This window comes from Streptomyces sp. NPDC004609 (assembly GCF_042873655.1).
Classification (GTDB): Bacteria; Actinomycetota; Actinomycetes; order Streptomycetales; family Streptomycetaceae; genus Streptomyces.
The window spans coordinates 138,165-151,481 of record NZ_JBIALS010000011.1; the positions used below are offsets into that span (position 1 = coordinate 138,165).

Annotated in this window: 14 protein-coding genes; 7 read left to right on the forward strand and 7 right to left on the reverse strand. The window is 71.7% G+C overall.

The window, feature by feature from the left end; all coding sequences use genetic code 11:
- Positions 1–130 precede the first annotated feature (130 nt).
- The 5 genes from ACFYT4_RS14005 to ACFYT4_RS14025 all read left to right on the forward strand — a co-directional run bounded on the left by ACFYT4_RS14005 (position 131) and on the right by ACFYT4_RS14025 (position 5,158).
- Complete coding sequence (locus ACFYT4_RS14005) at positions 131–733, forward strand: carbonic anhydrase (RefSeq protein WP_389267944.1); 603 nt, start codon at positions 131–133, stop codon at positions 731–733.
- A 236-nt stretch (positions 734–969) separates the two neighbouring features.
- Positions 970–3,066: a SulP family inorganic anion transporter gene (locus ACFYT4_RS14010; protein ID WP_389267946.1), complete on the forward strand. Its 2,097-nt coding sequence runs from the start codon at positions 970–972 to the stop codon at positions 3,064–3,066.
- Positions 3,063–3,506 carry a hypothetical protein gene (locus tag ACFYT4_RS14015; RefSeq protein ID WP_389267948.1) on the forward strand — a complete coding sequence of 148 codons (444 nt, stop codon included), beginning with the start codon at positions 3,063–3,065 and terminating at the stop codon, positions 3,504–3,506. The genes ACFYT4_RS14010 and ACFYT4_RS14015 overlap by 4 nt, the downstream gene beginning before the upstream one ends.
- A 255-nt stretch (positions 3,507–3,761) precedes the next feature.
- Positions 3,762–4,202 carry a hypothetical protein gene (locus ACFYT4_RS14020; RefSeq protein ID WP_389267950.1) on the forward strand — a complete coding sequence of 147 codons (441 nt, stop codon included), beginning with the start codon at positions 3,762–3,764 and terminating at the stop codon, positions 4,200–4,202.
- A 59-nt stretch (positions 4,203–4,261) separates the two neighbouring features.
- Positions 4,262–5,158 carry an IclR family transcriptional regulator gene (locus ACFYT4_RS14025; RefSeq protein ID WP_389267952.1) on the forward strand — a complete coding sequence of 299 codons (897 nt, stop codon included), beginning with the start codon at positions 4,262–4,264 and terminating at the stop codon, positions 5,156–5,158.
- A 100-nt stretch (positions 5,159–5,258) separates the two neighbouring features.
- Here ACFYT4_RS14025 and ACFYT4_RS14030 read toward each other — a convergent pair whose 3' ends face one another.
- The 7 genes from ACFYT4_RS14030 to ACFYT4_RS14060 are packed head-to-tail and all read right to left on the reverse strand — an operon-like array spanning position 5,259 to position 10,884.
- Positions 5,259–5,978, reverse strand: coding sequence for a class II aldolase/adducin family protein (locus ACFYT4_RS14030; RefSeq protein ID WP_389267954.1), 720 nt, complete (start codon positions 5,976–5,978; stop codon positions 5,259–5,261).
- Positions 5,971–7,197, reverse strand: a complete 1,227-nt coding sequence (locus ACFYT4_RS14035) for an NAD(P)/FAD-dependent oxidoreductase (RefSeq protein WP_389267956.1) — start codon at positions 7,195–7,197, stop codon at positions 5,971–5,973. Before ACFYT4_RS14035 ends, ACFYT4_RS14030 begins: the two co-directional genes overlap by 8 nt.
- Complete coding sequence (locus tag ACFYT4_RS14040) at positions 7,194–7,391, reverse strand: ferredoxin (protein WP_389267958.1); 198 nt, start codon at positions 7,389–7,391, stop codon at positions 7,194–7,196. The genes ACFYT4_RS14035 and ACFYT4_RS14040 overlap by 4 nt, the downstream gene beginning before the upstream one ends.
- The gene (gene hcaB / locus ACFYT4_RS14045; protein ID WP_389267960.1) at positions 7,384–8,241 is read right to left on the reverse strand and encodes a 3-(cis-5,6-dihydroxycyclohexa-1,3-dien-1-yl)propanoate dehydrogenase; all 858 of its coding nucleotides are present in this window, start codon (positions 8,239–8,241) and stop codon (positions 7,384–7,386) included. Before hcaB ends, ACFYT4_RS14040 begins: the two co-directional genes overlap by 8 nt.
- A complete protein-coding gene (locus ACFYT4_RS14050) occupies positions 8,238–8,744 on the reverse strand; it encodes a hypothetical protein (protein WP_389267962.1) in 507 nt (168 codons plus the stop codon). Before ACFYT4_RS14050 ends, hcaB begins: the two co-directional genes overlap by 4 nt.
- Positions 8,741–9,340 (reverse strand): 3-phenylpropionate/cinnamic acid dioxygenase subunit beta, encoded by a 600-nt coding sequence (locus ACFYT4_RS14055; protein WP_389267964.1) that lies wholly within the window; start codon positions 9,338–9,340, stop codon positions 8,741–8,743. The genes ACFYT4_RS14050 and ACFYT4_RS14055 overlap by 4 nt, the downstream gene beginning before the upstream one ends.
- Entirely contained in the window at positions 9,337–10,884 is a 1,548-nt protein-coding gene (locus tag ACFYT4_RS14060) for a Rieske 2Fe-2S domain-containing protein (RefSeq protein WP_389267966.1), read from the reverse strand. Before ACFYT4_RS14060 ends, ACFYT4_RS14055 begins: the two co-directional genes overlap by 4 nt.
- A gap of 232 nt (positions 10,885–11,116) precedes the next feature.
- Between ACFYT4_RS14060 and ACFYT4_RS14065 the strand changes: the two genes are divergently transcribed.
- Together ACFYT4_RS14065 and ACFYT4_RS14070 are read left to right on the forward strand one after the other, a co-directional pair.
- Positions 11,117–12,070, forward strand: a complete 954-nt coding sequence (locus ACFYT4_RS14065) for an LLM class flavin-dependent oxidoreductase (RefSeq protein WP_389267968.1) — start codon at positions 11,117–11,119, stop codon at positions 12,068–12,070.
- Positions 12,071–12,237: 167 nt separating this feature from the next.
- A complete protein-coding gene (locus ACFYT4_RS14070) occupies positions 12,238–13,308 on the forward strand; it encodes a hypothetical protein (RefSeq protein WP_389267970.1) in 1,071 nt (356 codons plus the stop codon).
- Positions 13,309–13,317: the final 9 nt, after the last annotated feature.

Consider the following 13,317-nt stretch of genomic DNA (forward strand, 5'->3'; position numbering starts at 1 on the left):
CGGTGAGAACTCTCTCACTGTGATCTCACAGATGACTCATGACTCGGGCGCATGCTTCCGGGCCAAGACATCCACCCCGGATGTCTCTGCCGTCCCAGCTGTTCTCAGCTGGATCAGCGAGGAGCGTGACATGAAGCGACTGCTTACCAACGCCCGGAACTTCCGCCACCGTGTGGCCCCCGAGAGCGAGACCTTCCGGCGTTTCGCGGCCGGTCAGACCCCGGGAACCCTGTTCATCAGCTGCTCCGACTCCCGGGTCATCCCCGCCCTCATCACGGGTGCCGTCCCCGGTGAGGTCTTCGAACTGCGCAACGCCGGAAACATCATCTCCCCGTACGAGCCCAAGCGGGAGTCCGCCGAGGCCGCCACCATCGAGTACGCGGTCCAGGTCCTGAAGGTCCGGGACATCATCGTCTGCGGTCACTCGCACTGTGGAGCCGTCGGCGCCCTGGCCAACGACCAGGACCTGACCGACCTGCCCAGCGTCGCCCAGTGGGTCGCCTTCGCGCGGCCCGCTCTGGCCCCGATGCTGGGCACGCCGCCGGACGACGCGACGCTCGCCAAATTCGTCCAGCGTCACGTCATGGCGCAGCTGGAGACGCTGCGCAACTACCCGAGCGTGCGTGCCGCCGTGGACGCCGGCCGGCTGAAGCTGCACGGCTGGTACTACCGCGTCGACACCGCCGAGGTCCTTGAGCTCGACGAGCTCCACGGAGTGTTCCACCGGAACTGATACCCGGGCCCCAACCCGGATCTCACACCCCCCACTCGCATCGGACCACCGGTCGCGAAACCCTCCGGGTGCTTCTTACCCGGCGCACCGGTCCCGGATGCGGCGAAAGGAACACTGTGTCAACTGAACGAATACGTCCCGGTGCGGGGCGACACGCGAGAAGGAGCAGTGGCGCCAGCCCGTCGCCAACTTCCCCCAAGAAGGCCTCCTCCCGCGGTTCCTTCAGCACTGACTTCATGGCCTCCATCGTCGTCTTCCTCGTCGCCCTGCCCCTGTGCATCGGCGTCGCGGCTGCCTCGGGCGTGCCCGTCGCCCTCGGAATCATCACCGGCATCATCGGTGGTCTGATCGTCGGCTTCCTGCCCGGAAGTTCCCTCCAGGTGAGCGGTCCCGCCGCAGGACTCGCCGTGCTCGTCCTGGAGTTCGTCACCGAACACACCGTCGCGATGCTCGGTCCTGTCGTGCTGATGAGCGGGCTGCTCCAGATGGGCCTCGGGATGCTCAAGATGGGCCGCGCGTTTCAGTCCATCTCCCTGTCGGTCGTCCAGGGCATGCTCGCCGGCATCGGGCTTCCCCTGATGCTCAGTCAGACGTACGCGCTGGTCGACTCCAAGCAGCACGGCACGGCTCCCAAGAACATCGCGGGTCTCCCCGAACTGGCCTCGGATGTTCTCAACGACCCCCACAAGGTCGGGGCGCTGCTCCTCGGCGTGATGGCGGTCGTGGTCTGCTTCCTCTGGTACAAGGTTCCCGCGCCGCTGAGCAAGGTTCCCGCCCCGCTGGTCGTGGTCCTGGTCGGCTGTGTGATCGCCGCGATGCCCGCCCTGGAAGTCAACAAGGTGAAGGTCGAGAACCTGACCGACGCCATCAACTTCGTCGGGCCGTCCGACATGGCGGGTCTGCTCGATGTGAAGGTGCTGACGATGGTGATCACCTTCACCGTCATCGCCTCCTGCGAGAGCCTGTTCAGCGCGGCGGCGGTGGACCGTATGCACACCGGTCCGCGGACCGAGTACAACAAGGAGCTCTTCGCCCAGGGCGTCGGAAACACGGTGTCCGGGCTGCTCGGTGCGATGCCTCTGACCGCGGTCATCGTCCGCAGCGCGGCCAACCTCAACGCTGGCGCGAAGACCAAGCTCTCCCGCATCCTGCACGGAGCCTGGCTCCTGGGCTTCGCCCTGCTGCTGCCGGGCCTGCTCGGATTCATCCCCATCTGTGTCCTGGCCGGTGTCCTTCTCCACGCGGGGTGGAAGCTCTTCAACCCGCCCGCCTTCGTGAAGATGTGGAAGACGGACCGCGGCGAGGGCCTGGTCATGTTCATCACCACCGGCGCCATCGTGATGACGGACCTCCTGGAGGGCGTGATCGGCGGTCTCGCGGTCGCCGTCGTCCTCACCGCGATGCGCATGTCGCACATGACCATCCGCAAGACCACGGACGGCGACAGCGCCCGCCTGGAGCTCAGGGGCAACGCGACCTTCCTGCGGATGCCGAAGCTGATCGACGCGCTGGGGTCCGTCGCCGACAAGGGGCGGATCGTCGTGGACGCGCGGGGCATCTCGCACCTCGACATGGCCTGCAAGGCTCAGTTGCAGGAATGGGCCGACCAGCAGCGCAAGGCCGGCCACGAGGATCTGGAACTGCTGATGCCGGGCGACGACGCCGCCAAGGCGGCCGAGAAGTCCGAGGAGTCCGAGACGTCCGAGACCCTGGAGCAGGAGCGCGTACCGGCTTCCGTCGGTGCCGAGACCGGGGCCGAGGCCGGGGCCGGCCAGGAGCAGCAGCCGCATCCGGGGCAGCAACCGCACCCGGGGCAGCATCAGTACCCGCAGCCGGAGACCTTCCGGCCGTATGTGCCACAGGCCCAGCCGAACTTCCAGTTCCAGCACTCCATGGGACAGGGATACACGCACGGCCATCTACCGCACGGGACCCAGTACGCGCGGCAGCACCAGCATGCTCAGCAGCATCAGCACGGCGGCCAGATGTACGGCCGAGGGGCACACCCACAGCCCCAGCACGCGCAGCAGTCCCAGGTGCACCTGCCCCACCAGGCGCACGGGATGCACAGCCAGCAGTACCCGCAGTACCAGCACCATCACCAGCCGCAGTACCCACAGCACCAGGCCCAGCACCAGCCCCAGTACCAACAGGGGCCGCCTCCCCAGGGGCAGTACCCCGACCAGCAGTACCCGGGGCAGGGCCAGCCGATGCCCGAGGGCTATCCCCAGCAACAGCAGCCCCAGGGATACGGCCAGCCCGCTGACGTCAACTACTGGGGACCGGAGGACGACTGGGCTGTCCAGGCGTACGGCGAAGGGACGCGCCGATGAAGCGCCCCCTGCGAACGGCCCTGGCGGACGCCCTGTACCTCCGGGAGCTACGGGAACTGCGAGATCTGCGGCACCACCGGCATCAACTCGGCCGGGCCAGGTGCGGCATGGAACCCTGCGGTCTCGACCTCCTGAGGGACGAGGCGCAGGAGGAGGACGGCCGCAGGGCCGACCACCCGGGCACGGACTACCGGACCCCGGATCGCTGCGAGACGGACGGCGACCGCCGTGGAACCGCGTTCCACGCGGACGGCCGGCGGCGGTCGGGGCAGGGCTCCGGTGACCAGGACGAGGACACCCTGTTCCTCTTCCTGAAGTCCATGCACCAGTTCCTCACAGCGCCGCAGGACGCTGCGACGGCAGGCCACACGGGCTCCGCGGAGCACGCGGAGTCCGTGGGCCACGCCGACCGGAAGGCGGACGACGGCACCCAGCCGTAGAACGCCCCCGGCGGCCTCCCAGAGCGTCGCCCACGGAACCGACTATCCCCAGGGTCCGTGGGCGACCCCCAGGGCCTTTGAGCGGTAACGCGCTTCCCCCACTAGGCCCTTGAGAGCCCCTTCCACTGTCCCCCGTGCAGGGAGGGGGCTCTCGACCGTCCGGCCGCCACCCGGCCGGCGGAACCCCAGGCTGTCAGGCTGTCTTGACGTGAGGAGGGCTTGACGTCAAGGCAGCCTGACGCGCATGCTCGGCTCATGGCAACTCCCGACGAGCTGGAACGCCGACTCACGCTGCTGACCGCGGTCGCCCGCCACGAGGCGCTGCGCACCCGTGACGCCCTCGCGGCACCGCCCGGAGGTCATGACGGCCCCGACGGCACCGAGCCGCTCGACCCGGACGCCGAGCCCCTCACCCGGGCCGAGGCGCTGGAACTCCTGGCGCTGGGCGAGCTGATCGCCCGCAAGGCGGGATACGGCCGCCAGCTCTCCGTACGGTCCGCCCGGCGCGCGGGCGCCTCCTGGTCCCAGATCGGCGCGGCCCTCGGCACCAGCAAGCAGGCCGCCTGGGAGGCCCACAGCCGCTGGATCGACGAGCAGTCCGAGCAGCGCCGGGACGAGGGGCAGTGGGGCCTGGACGGGCCCGCCGTCACCGCCGCCCGCGCACTGGCCGGTGAGCCCCCGGAGGCGGGCGTGTGACGGGTGCCCTGTCCGCCGGGCCTTCGAGATGCAGAACAATGAGGGCGTAGAGTTCTGCTATGAAGAAATCCACTGCGGTGACGGACTCGATGCCGGCTTCGGACACGAGCTCGGCCCCTGACTCGGTCCCGGACCCGACCCCGACTGCGGGGAGGAGACCGAGGGCGGCCCGGAACGCGGGCACGGCCGTGGGCGTGGGCCCCGCGCCCCAGTATCCGATCGAGTCGGTCGACAACGCGCTGAGGATTCTGCTCCTGCTCGGCGAGCGCGACGAACTGCGGCTGACGGAGGTCTCGGACTTCCTCGGGGTGGCGTCGTCGACGGCTCACCGGCTGCTCGCCATGCTGCACTACCGGGGATTCATCCGCCAGGACCCCCGCTCCAAGGCGTACCTTCCCGGGACGGCCCTGACCGGGGTGGCCTTCTCGATCCTCCAGCGGTTCGACGTACGCGACACTCTGAGGCCGTTCCTCCAGCGGGTGAACGAGGCCGTGGCCGAGACCGTGCACACCGGGATGCTGGAAGGCACCACCGTGCGCTTCATCGACGCCATCGAGAGCCCCCGGGCGGTACGGGTCGCCTCCCGGCTCGGGCAGTCGAAGCCCGCGCACTGCACCTCGACCGGGAAGGCCATGCTGGCGCAGCTACCGGACGACGAGCTGCGGCGGCTGTACCCGGACGAGCAGCTGGAGGGGCTGACCGCGAACTCGATCCGCAGCCGGGAGGAGCTGGAGCACGAGATCGAGGGCATCCGGCGGCGCGGATACGCCACCAGTGACGAGGAGAGCGAGGAAGGGGTCGCCTCGGTGGCGGTCGCGTTCCCGGCCCGGCGGCTGCCGGTGCAGATCGCGTTCAATGTGGCCGTGCCGGTCGGGCGGATGGACCGGGCCGGGGAGCGCCGGATGGGGGAGCTGCTCGTCGGCACCGTCGAGGAGGCGTCCCGGCTCCTGCACTGACCCACAGCACGGCATCCGGGCGCCGGGGACACCGGCGCCCGCGACGCAGGCCCCGGGACACCACGCCCGTGACGCCGGGACGTCGGCGCCCGGGGCCGGATCACGAACCGGGCCTGCCCCCGCCCTCGGGCTGGAGTCCGGCGACCTCGTGCCGCCAGGCGACGCTCTCGTTGAACGCGCCCCCCAGGTCGGGGAGTTCCGCCAGGTCCTCGGCCGGCAGATCGGCGGGGGTACCGCCCGCCGAGGCGATCGTCAGCGACAGCCGGGCGATCGTGTCCACGGAGATCGCGCGCAGCACGGCCTCCTCGGGAGTGGCGCCGGTACTGGTGAGGCCGTGGCCGCGCAGCACGACGACCGGCCGGTCCCCGAGGCTGTCGGTCATCTCCCGCGCCAGCCGCCGGGTGCGGATGAGCACCCCGCGCGGATACACGGGCACACCCCCGGCCGCGAGCCGGGCCCCCGGAATGTCGTACGCGCCGACGACGGGCCGGATCGCGAGCCCGGCGAGATCGGCGGCGACCACGGCGGGCGGATGGGCGTGCGCGACCGCCGTCACATCGGGGCGCGACCGCAGCACCTCCAGATGCAGCGGGAGTTCGTTCGGCACCGACCAGTCCCCGATGCCGTCCCGGGGGACCCCGTCGAGCCCGACGGCGTGGATGTCGGCCGGCTCGGTCCAGGCCAGACCCCGCTCCCGGGGTCCCCGGCAGCGCACCAGGACCTCGTCCTCACCGGTGCGGACGCTGATGTGCCCGAGGATGCCGTCGGCCAGGCCGCGGGCCGCCAGCACCCGGCACGCCGTCGCGATGCGCTCACGCACGGGCGGCCACCACCGTCGAGGACAGCTCCTCCACCGCCGCGGCGAAGCCGGTACCCGCGGCCGTCATCCGGCGGGCCCGCAGCATCGCCCTCGGCCAGTTGACCACCACCGCCCCGGTCAGCCGCGATCCGTCGTCGCTGCAGAGGGCCGCGAAACGGGCCGGGGTCCCGCCGGGGTCCCCGATCATCCGGTGCGTCGGGGCGGAAGCGGGCCGGCCCACGATGTGCGCCTTCCAGTCGTACTGATCGCTCCAGACGTACTCGACGGGCGCGTGGGCCCGGGGCGACCCGGGGTGGACGGCGGTGTGCGCCACACAGGCCGCCTGCTCGACCGCGTTGGTCCAGTGCTCGACGCGCACCCGCCCGCCGCGCCCCGGATGGTGCCAGCGCGCCACGTCCCCCACCGCGTACACCCCGTCGTGTCCGGGCACCCGGCCGTGCTCGTCGCACAGCACACCGTCGTCCACCGGCAGCCCGGACCCCCGGAGCCAGCCGTCGTTCGGTACGGCCCCGATGCCCACCACGACCGTGGCGGCGGGCAGGGAACGCCCGTCGCCTAGGCGCACGTCCAGCGCGCCCGCCTCACCGGTCACGTCCTCGACCCCCACTCCGAAGGCGGTGGCGACACCGTGGCGGTGGTGGAGCCCGGTGAACAGCCGCCCGATCGCGTCGCCCATGGCCCGGCCCATCGGGACGGGCAGCGGATCGACGACCGTCACCTCCCGTCCGAGGGCCCGCGCGGCCGAGGCGACCTCGGCGCCGATGAAACCGCCCCCGACAACGACCACCGGGCCCGGCCGCTCCAGATCGCGCCGCAGCGCGGTGACATCGCCGAGCGTGCGCAGGACGTGCAGCCCGGAGGCGGGCCGCCACGGCGAGGGCCGGGCGGCGGCCCCGGTGGCCAGCACCACGATCTCGTACGGGAGCACGGAACCGCCGACGAGGTGGACCTCGCGCCCGGCCGGGTCGAGCCGTTCGGCGGCAGCGCCCAGGATCAGCTCGATTCCGGACTCGCGCGCGGCCGCCTCGTCGAGCAGCCCGGCGCGCGCCGCGTCCCAGGCGCCGGTCAGGAGCTGCTTGGACAGCGGTGGCCTGTCGTACGGGGTGTGGTGCTCGTCGCTCACCAGGACCAGCCGCCCCCGCCAGCCCTCGCGGCGCAGCGCCTGCGCGGTCCGCACCCCCGCGACGGAGGCCCCGACGACAACCGCCGTGCCGTTCACCGGTCCTCGATCGTCAGCGCGGACACCGGGCAGCTGCGGGCCGCTTCCGCGACCCGCCCCCGGTCCTCCTCCGGGATGCTCGTGCGCAGCAGCACCACCAGCCCATCGTCGTCGATGTCGTAGGTGTCGGGCGCGGCGACGACACAGTTCGCGTAGCCCTGGCAGGCGGTCGGATCCGCTGTGAGTTCAGGCATGTTCTTCTCTCCTTGCGGTGGAAACGGCCATGCCGCCGTCGGGGTGGACCGAGCCGCCGGTGATGCCCCGGCTGCGCTCGGACGCGAGGAAGACGTACGACCAGGCGTGGTCGTCGCCGGAGAGGGCGACACCCAGCGGGGTCCGGGCGGCGAGGGCCTCGGCGCGGCCGGGGGTGTCGTCGAGCCGCCGGTCCTCCAGGCCGAGGCCGGGCAGGCCGCGCAGATCGGTGCCGAGCGTGCCGCCCGGCGCGACGCCGTTGACCCGCACCTCGGGCGCGAGTTCGTGCGCGAGCGCGGTGACCAGGCCGCGTACGGCGAACTTGGAGGCCACGTACAGCACCCCGCCGCGCCCGGGGTAGTACGCGGACGTCGACTCGGTCAGCAGGACGCAGCCGCGGGAGGCCCGCAGATGGGGCAGGGCGGCCTTGACCGAGAGCAGATGGCTCTTGACGTTCACGCGGAACATGTCGTCGAAGGCACGGTCGATCACCTCGGCGTCGAGTTCTGCGACGCCCCGGTAGAAGTCGAAGACACCGACGCAGTTGACGAGGACGTCCAGCCCGCCGAACGCGTTCACGGCGGCCGTCACGGCCGCGCTGTTGGCCCCGGGGGTGGTCGCGTCGCCGACGGTGACCGGGACGTCGGGGAGTTCGGCGGTGAGGCGCGCGCTCTTGTCCGGGTCGCGTTCGAGGACGGCGACACGGGCGCCCTCGACGCGGAAGGCGTCCACGACGGCCCGGCCGATGCCGGAGCCCGCGCCGACGACGAGCGCCCGGCGCCCTGCCAGCCAGCCGTTCCCGCTCATCCGGCCCGTCCCGGTCGCCCCGTTCGCGCTGTTCGCCCCGCTCATCCGGCCTCGCCGCCCTCGGGGTGTCCGGAGGCCGGTTCCGAGCGGCCGGGAGCCGCCCCGGGAATCGCGCCGTCGTCGCCACCACCCCGGCCGCTCTCGGCGGATACACCGGACACACCGGGTTCGGCCGGTTCGGCGGGAGCGCCGGGCCCCGGGGGATCGTCGGACCCGGCGGCTTCCACGGCTTCGACGGGCTCGCCGATCAGCGGGGCGAACGGGTTGCCGATCATCGCCGAGAACGTCGCCGTGTTCTGCCAGGTCAGCGCCTCCAGCTCCAGCGGACACAGGGTCACCCACTGGCCGGACCGCGGCGACTCGACCAGCAGCCGGGCGCCGTTGCGGGTCCGCACCCGGACGACCCGGATCTCCGCGAACTCATTGGCCACGGTGACCGGTTCGCTGTCCGCCGCCGCCAGCAGCCCGGCGTGCTCCTCGGCGGCCGACCGCGCGGCACCGCCGGGCCGCCGCGCCCCCGCGCCGTCCCGGCCGGGGTCCCCGCTCACAGGAAGACCGCCAGATTCTGCATCCGCAGGACGGACTCGTCCGTCAGGATGGTCCGGCGGGCGAGCAGCCAGCCGTCCGGGCCGCGCCGCAGCAGGTCCTCCCGCCCGGCCGACACCAGAGCCGATTCGTTGACATCGCCCCGGCTGCGGAAGAGCAGCACGGCGGACTCGGCCACGAGGTGGTCCGGGTCGGCGGTGGCGAAGGTGCGGACGTTGGTGACGTAGTGCCGCATACGGGACGGCGGGTCCTCGGTCCAGGCGTGCTCGGTCAGGAAGCGGGCCACCCGGCGGGACAGTGAGTACTTGTCCTCGTCGAAGTGGGCCATGCCGGGCGAGGTGTCGTAGCCGGAGCCCAGCGCGGTGGTGACCCGGACCGGCATCAGATAGTGGATGTCCTCCGTCAGCAGCTCCAGCCACTCCTCGTACTCCTGCGCGTCGAGCAGATACGCCTCGTCCACCAGCCACTGGTGGGCCTGCGCGTGGCGCTCGTCGGCGAAGGGCAGCGGGCGGCCGGTGCGCTGGTGGCGGGGGGCGTTGCGGCCGAGCACCGAGAGCGCGGACAAGCGGCCGACGGGCGGGGGAGTGCTGTCGCTCATGCCCGGACCCCCTGACCCTGGGCGCTGCCGGTGCCGCCGATGCCGGCCCGATGGTCCGTACGGTCCGTGTCGTCCGCGGCGCCCGAACCCGTGCCCGGGCCGGTGCCGGCGGTGTCTGCCGCGCCCGGGGCCGCGCCCTTGCTTCCTGGGCCTGCGCACGCCGTGCCCGCGCCCGCCCCCTTGCCCGTCCCGACCTCGACGGAAGCCGCCCGTGCCGGCGGACGTTCCAGATGGTCGGCCCAGCGGTTCAGCAGCTCGCGCTGGTTGTACTCGCTGTAGCCGGTGCGGGCCGTGCCGGGACCGGCGAACTGCCCGGGGGAGAGGGCGGGCACCACGGGCTCGCCGTCCTCCAGCAGCCCCATCCGGCTGTTGAGCAGCAGCCGCCGTGCCATGGGCCCGGCCGCCGTATTGGTGAGGGAGACCCAGTTCTCCACGTCGTCCTGCTCGAACATGCCGGTGGAGCCGAAGCACATCAGATACGCCTTGTACGACAGCGCCTTGAACTCCTCCGGGGCCTCCGCGTCGACCGCGAACCAGGACAGGACCTCGGTCTCGTTCTCGCTGATGGGCTGCCACTGCCGGATCGAGATGAAGGGCAGGACGTCCTCGGAGTCGGCGACACGCGGCCAGTTGTGGACCAGGCTGAGATTGGGGAAGAGGGAGGCCGCCGAGATCATGAAGCCGTTGTCGCCGATGACCGCCAGCTGCTCGGGCGACCAGGCCGCCTTCATCCGGTCGACCATCTCCTGCGGATAGCCGACATAGCGCAGGCGCTCGTCGAGGCCCCCGGGCGGCAGCTTGTAGGTGGTGCCGCCGCCGTTCCCGGCCCAGTAGGTGCAGCCGTCCTTGCGCTTCTCCGCCTTGGGCTCGCGGAAGAGCCCGATCTCCACGACGGAGGTGTGCGTCTGCGGGGTGTGGTACATGTCCCCGGCGAAGTTCTCCGCGCCGATCTTCCAGTTGGCCTTGATCCGCCAGCGCTGGGGGCCGCGCAGCTCGATGCCGCTGGGGCTCTGCTTCGTGTAGTAGTCCAGGTAGAACCGGAAGTCGCCGAGGAACTCCTCCAGCGGAGGCGCGTTCTCGTCCAGGCTGATGAAGATCATCCCGTTGTAGACGGCGAGGCCGGGCGCGGGCAGCAGCCGCTGCCCCGAGCGCCGGAATCCGGCCTCGCCGCCGTACGCGTCCCGGTGGAAGGGCAGCCCCACGATCCGCCCGTCGTTGCGGTACGACCAGCCGTGGTACGGACACCGGAAGTGCGAGGCGTTGCCCATCTCGGCGCGGCACACCTGCATGCCCCGGTGGAGGCACATGTTGAAGTGGGCCCTGATCTCGCCCTGCTCGTCGCGGGTGACGATGAAGGAGTCCTCCAGCACGCGCCGGACCACATAGTCGCCCGGCCCGGCGATCTCGGACTCATGGGCCACGAACATCCAGGCGCGGGCGAACAGGCGCTCCTTCTCCAGGGCGAACATCTCGGTGTCGTTGTAGATGTGCGCGGGGATCATGCCCCGGCGCACATCCCGCAGCACCGCGGTCTGGTCTGTCATCGACTGTCATCCGTCCCGGCCATACAGTCGGCCTTAGTCTCTGCTGAGAAGAGAAGCTCTCTGATCAGTAGAGACCTTGAAGGGTTCTGGCGTCAAGCCTCCCCTCATGTCCCGGAAAAACTCCCGCTGTGAAAGAAAAGATTTCTTCTAAGGCTTGACGTTTCGACGGTTGGTCGATTCTGATGCAGGGGTGTGACGGACGTCGCACATGCTGGAGGCGCAAGGAGGCGTCGTGCCGGTCTCACCCTCGTCCCGGGTTCCCGAACTCGGGCTGGTCCTTCCACCCGCTGCCCACCCCGACCAGCTCTGGCCCGCCGTGGAGACGGCCGACCGGAGCGGATTCGGCTCGGTCTGGGTCACCGACCGGACCATCGCGAACACACCATGGCTGGAGGCCCACACCCTGCTCGGGGCCCTCGCGGCCCGTACCACCCGGGTGCGCGTCGGCACCTCCGTCCTGTCGGTGGCCCGCCGCAATCCGGTGCTCACCGCTCACGCCCTCGCGACCGCGGACCATCTCTCCGGCGGCCGGCTGGTCGCGGGCATCGGGCTCGGCGGCCTCGAACCCGCCGAGTACGAGATCGCCGGGGTGCCGATGGCCCGCCGGGCGGCGCTCACCGACGAGTACATCGGCCTGATGCGGCGGCTGTGGCGGGAGGAGTCGGTCGACCACGAAGGCGCGGGCTTCCGCTGCTCGGGAATCGGCCTCGCCCCGCGGCCCGCCGCCCCCGTCCCGCTGTGGATCGGCGGCAACTCACCGGGGGCGTACGCACGTGCCGGGCGGCTCGGCGACGGCTGGCTCTCCGTCTTCGCCGGGCCCGACCGGTTCCGTACGGGCTGGGCGCGGGTGCTCGACCACGCGGAGGCGGCGGGGCGGGACCCGGGAAGCCTCACCCCCGCCGCGTATGTCTTCGCCGCCATCGCCACCGAGCCCGGCCGGGCCGAGGCCGTACTCGAACCCGCCCTGCGGAGTCTGTTCGGGGGCGGACTCGACCAGTACGGAACGGCCTGCCTGTACGGCACTCCCGACCGCTGGGTGGACACCATCGGCCGGTTCGGCGAGGCGGGAGCCCGTCATGTGAACGTCCTGCTCTTCAGCACCGGGCTCGCCCGGGACGTCGAGACCGTCGCGATGTCCGTGATCCCCCGGCTCGGACAGCCGGCGCAGGCGCCGTCGCGGCTCTGACGCGCCGTCCCGGGGCCGCCGCCCACGGCCCACCGCCTCTCGGCCCCACGACGCGACATCTCCCCCGGCCCATCCCGTCGGACATCCCCTCCGGAACCCGCCGAGGAAGCCCTTCCCGGACCCTCACGGCCGCCCGAGGACCCTCAAGGACCCCAAGGAGAACGACCATGACCAGCCCGGACAACGGACCCGCCCCCGCGGGCCCCCCGAACGTCGACCTCTACACCCGCAACGGATTCAGCGGCCCGATGGCGACCATCGTCCGCGCCCAGTACTCCCCGGCGTACACCGCCGTCCGCGGCACCTACGCACCCCACCGCCTCGATGTGGGCGACCTGTCCGAGGGCGCCTTCACCGAGGGCCGCTCCCTGCCGGTGGCGATCCTCGAAGGCGACGGCGTCAGCGTGGAGGTGTCCCGGCGCGCCGAGCCGAGCGCGGTGGCCTTCCGCAACGTCCTCGCGGACGAGGTGCACTACGTCCTGGAGGGCGAGGGCCGGCTGGAGACCGACTTCGGTGTGCTCGACGTCCGGGCGGGCGACATGGTGCTGCTGCCGCGCTCGGTGACCTACCGCTACGGCGAGATCGCCTCGCCCCTGCGGGAGATCCTCATCGTCACCGAGAGCGAGATGCGCGTCGACCCGGAGAACGCGCCCGGAGTCCTCAACGTCGACCTCCACGTCGACGCCCCGGTGCCGGACCCCGCGGCGGGGCCGCCCGGCGACTACGAGGTGATCATCAGACACGGCCGCGAGTTCACCACGTACTTCTACGACTACGACCCGGTGCCCTGTCTCGCCACGGCGGGCGCACCCGTCGTGCGCCGCTTCAACATGGAGAACGTGCACGGTCTCGGCGTCGAGAAGGGCGGGCTCATGCCGCCACGGCTGCTCAACGACTCCAGCACCCGCACCCTCGTCTTCCACCTCGGCAACCGCCGCAGCGACCGGCCTCCGGTGCATCACAACGCGGACTACGACGAGGTCATCTTCTACGTCGCCGGGCCCGGGAACTACGGCGCGGTCGACAGGCCCGGCACGGTCCTGTGGACCCCGAAGGGCCTGATCCACCACGGCCCCGAGGAAGAGGTGCCCGAGGGATACCGGGCGTTCCTGCTGGAGACCCGTGCCGCGCTCTCGCTGACCCCGGCGGGCCGGGACATCGGCGCCGTCATGGAGACCGGGCAGTTCGACTTCTTCGAGCCCAGGACACCCACCACGGCCGCCGGACCGGCGTCCTGACCTCCCGGA

Excerpts from the sequence above, each read along its gene's own strand:
- ACFYT4_RS14005 (WP_389267944.1), top strand. The coding sequence starts at position 131 with ATGAAGCGACTGCTTACCAACGCCCGGAACTTCCGCCACCGTGTGGCC.
- ACFYT4_RS14070 (WP_389267970.1), top strand. The coding sequence starts at position 12,238 with ATGACCAGCCCGGACAACGGACCCGCCCCCGCGGGCCCCCCGAACGTC.
- ACFYT4_RS14020 (WP_389267950.1), top strand. The coding sequence starts at position 3,762 with ATGGCAACTCCCGACGAGCTGGAACGCCGACTCACGCTGCTGACCGCG.
- ACFYT4_RS14015 (WP_389267948.1), top strand. The coding sequence starts at position 3,063 with ATGAAGCGCCCCCTGCGAACGGCCCTGGCGGACGCCCTGTACCTCCGG.
- ACFYT4_RS14025 (WP_389267952.1), top strand. The coding sequence starts at position 4,262 with ATGAAGAAATCCACTGCGGTGACGGACTCGATGCCGGCTTCGGACACG.
- ACFYT4_RS14055 (WP_389267964.1), bottom strand. The coding sequence starts at position 9,340 with ATGAGCGACAGCACTCCCCCGCCCGTCGGCCGCTTGTCCGCGCTCTCG.
- ACFYT4_RS14010 (WP_389267946.1), top strand. The coding sequence starts at position 970 with ATGGCCTCCATCGTCGTCTTCCTCGTCGCCCTGCCCCTGTGCATCGGC.
- ACFYT4_RS14040 (WP_389267958.1), bottom strand. The coding sequence starts at position 7,391 with ATGCCTGAACTCACAGCGGATCCGACCGCCTGCCAGGGCTACGCGAAC.
- ACFYT4_RS14060 (WP_389267966.1), bottom strand. The coding sequence starts at position 10,884 with ATGACAGACCAGACCGCGGTGCTGCGGGATGTGCGCCGGGGCATGATC.
- hcaB (WP_389267960.1), bottom strand. The coding sequence starts at position 8,241 with ATGAGCGGGGCGAACAGCGCGAACGGGGCGACCGGGACGGGCCGGATG.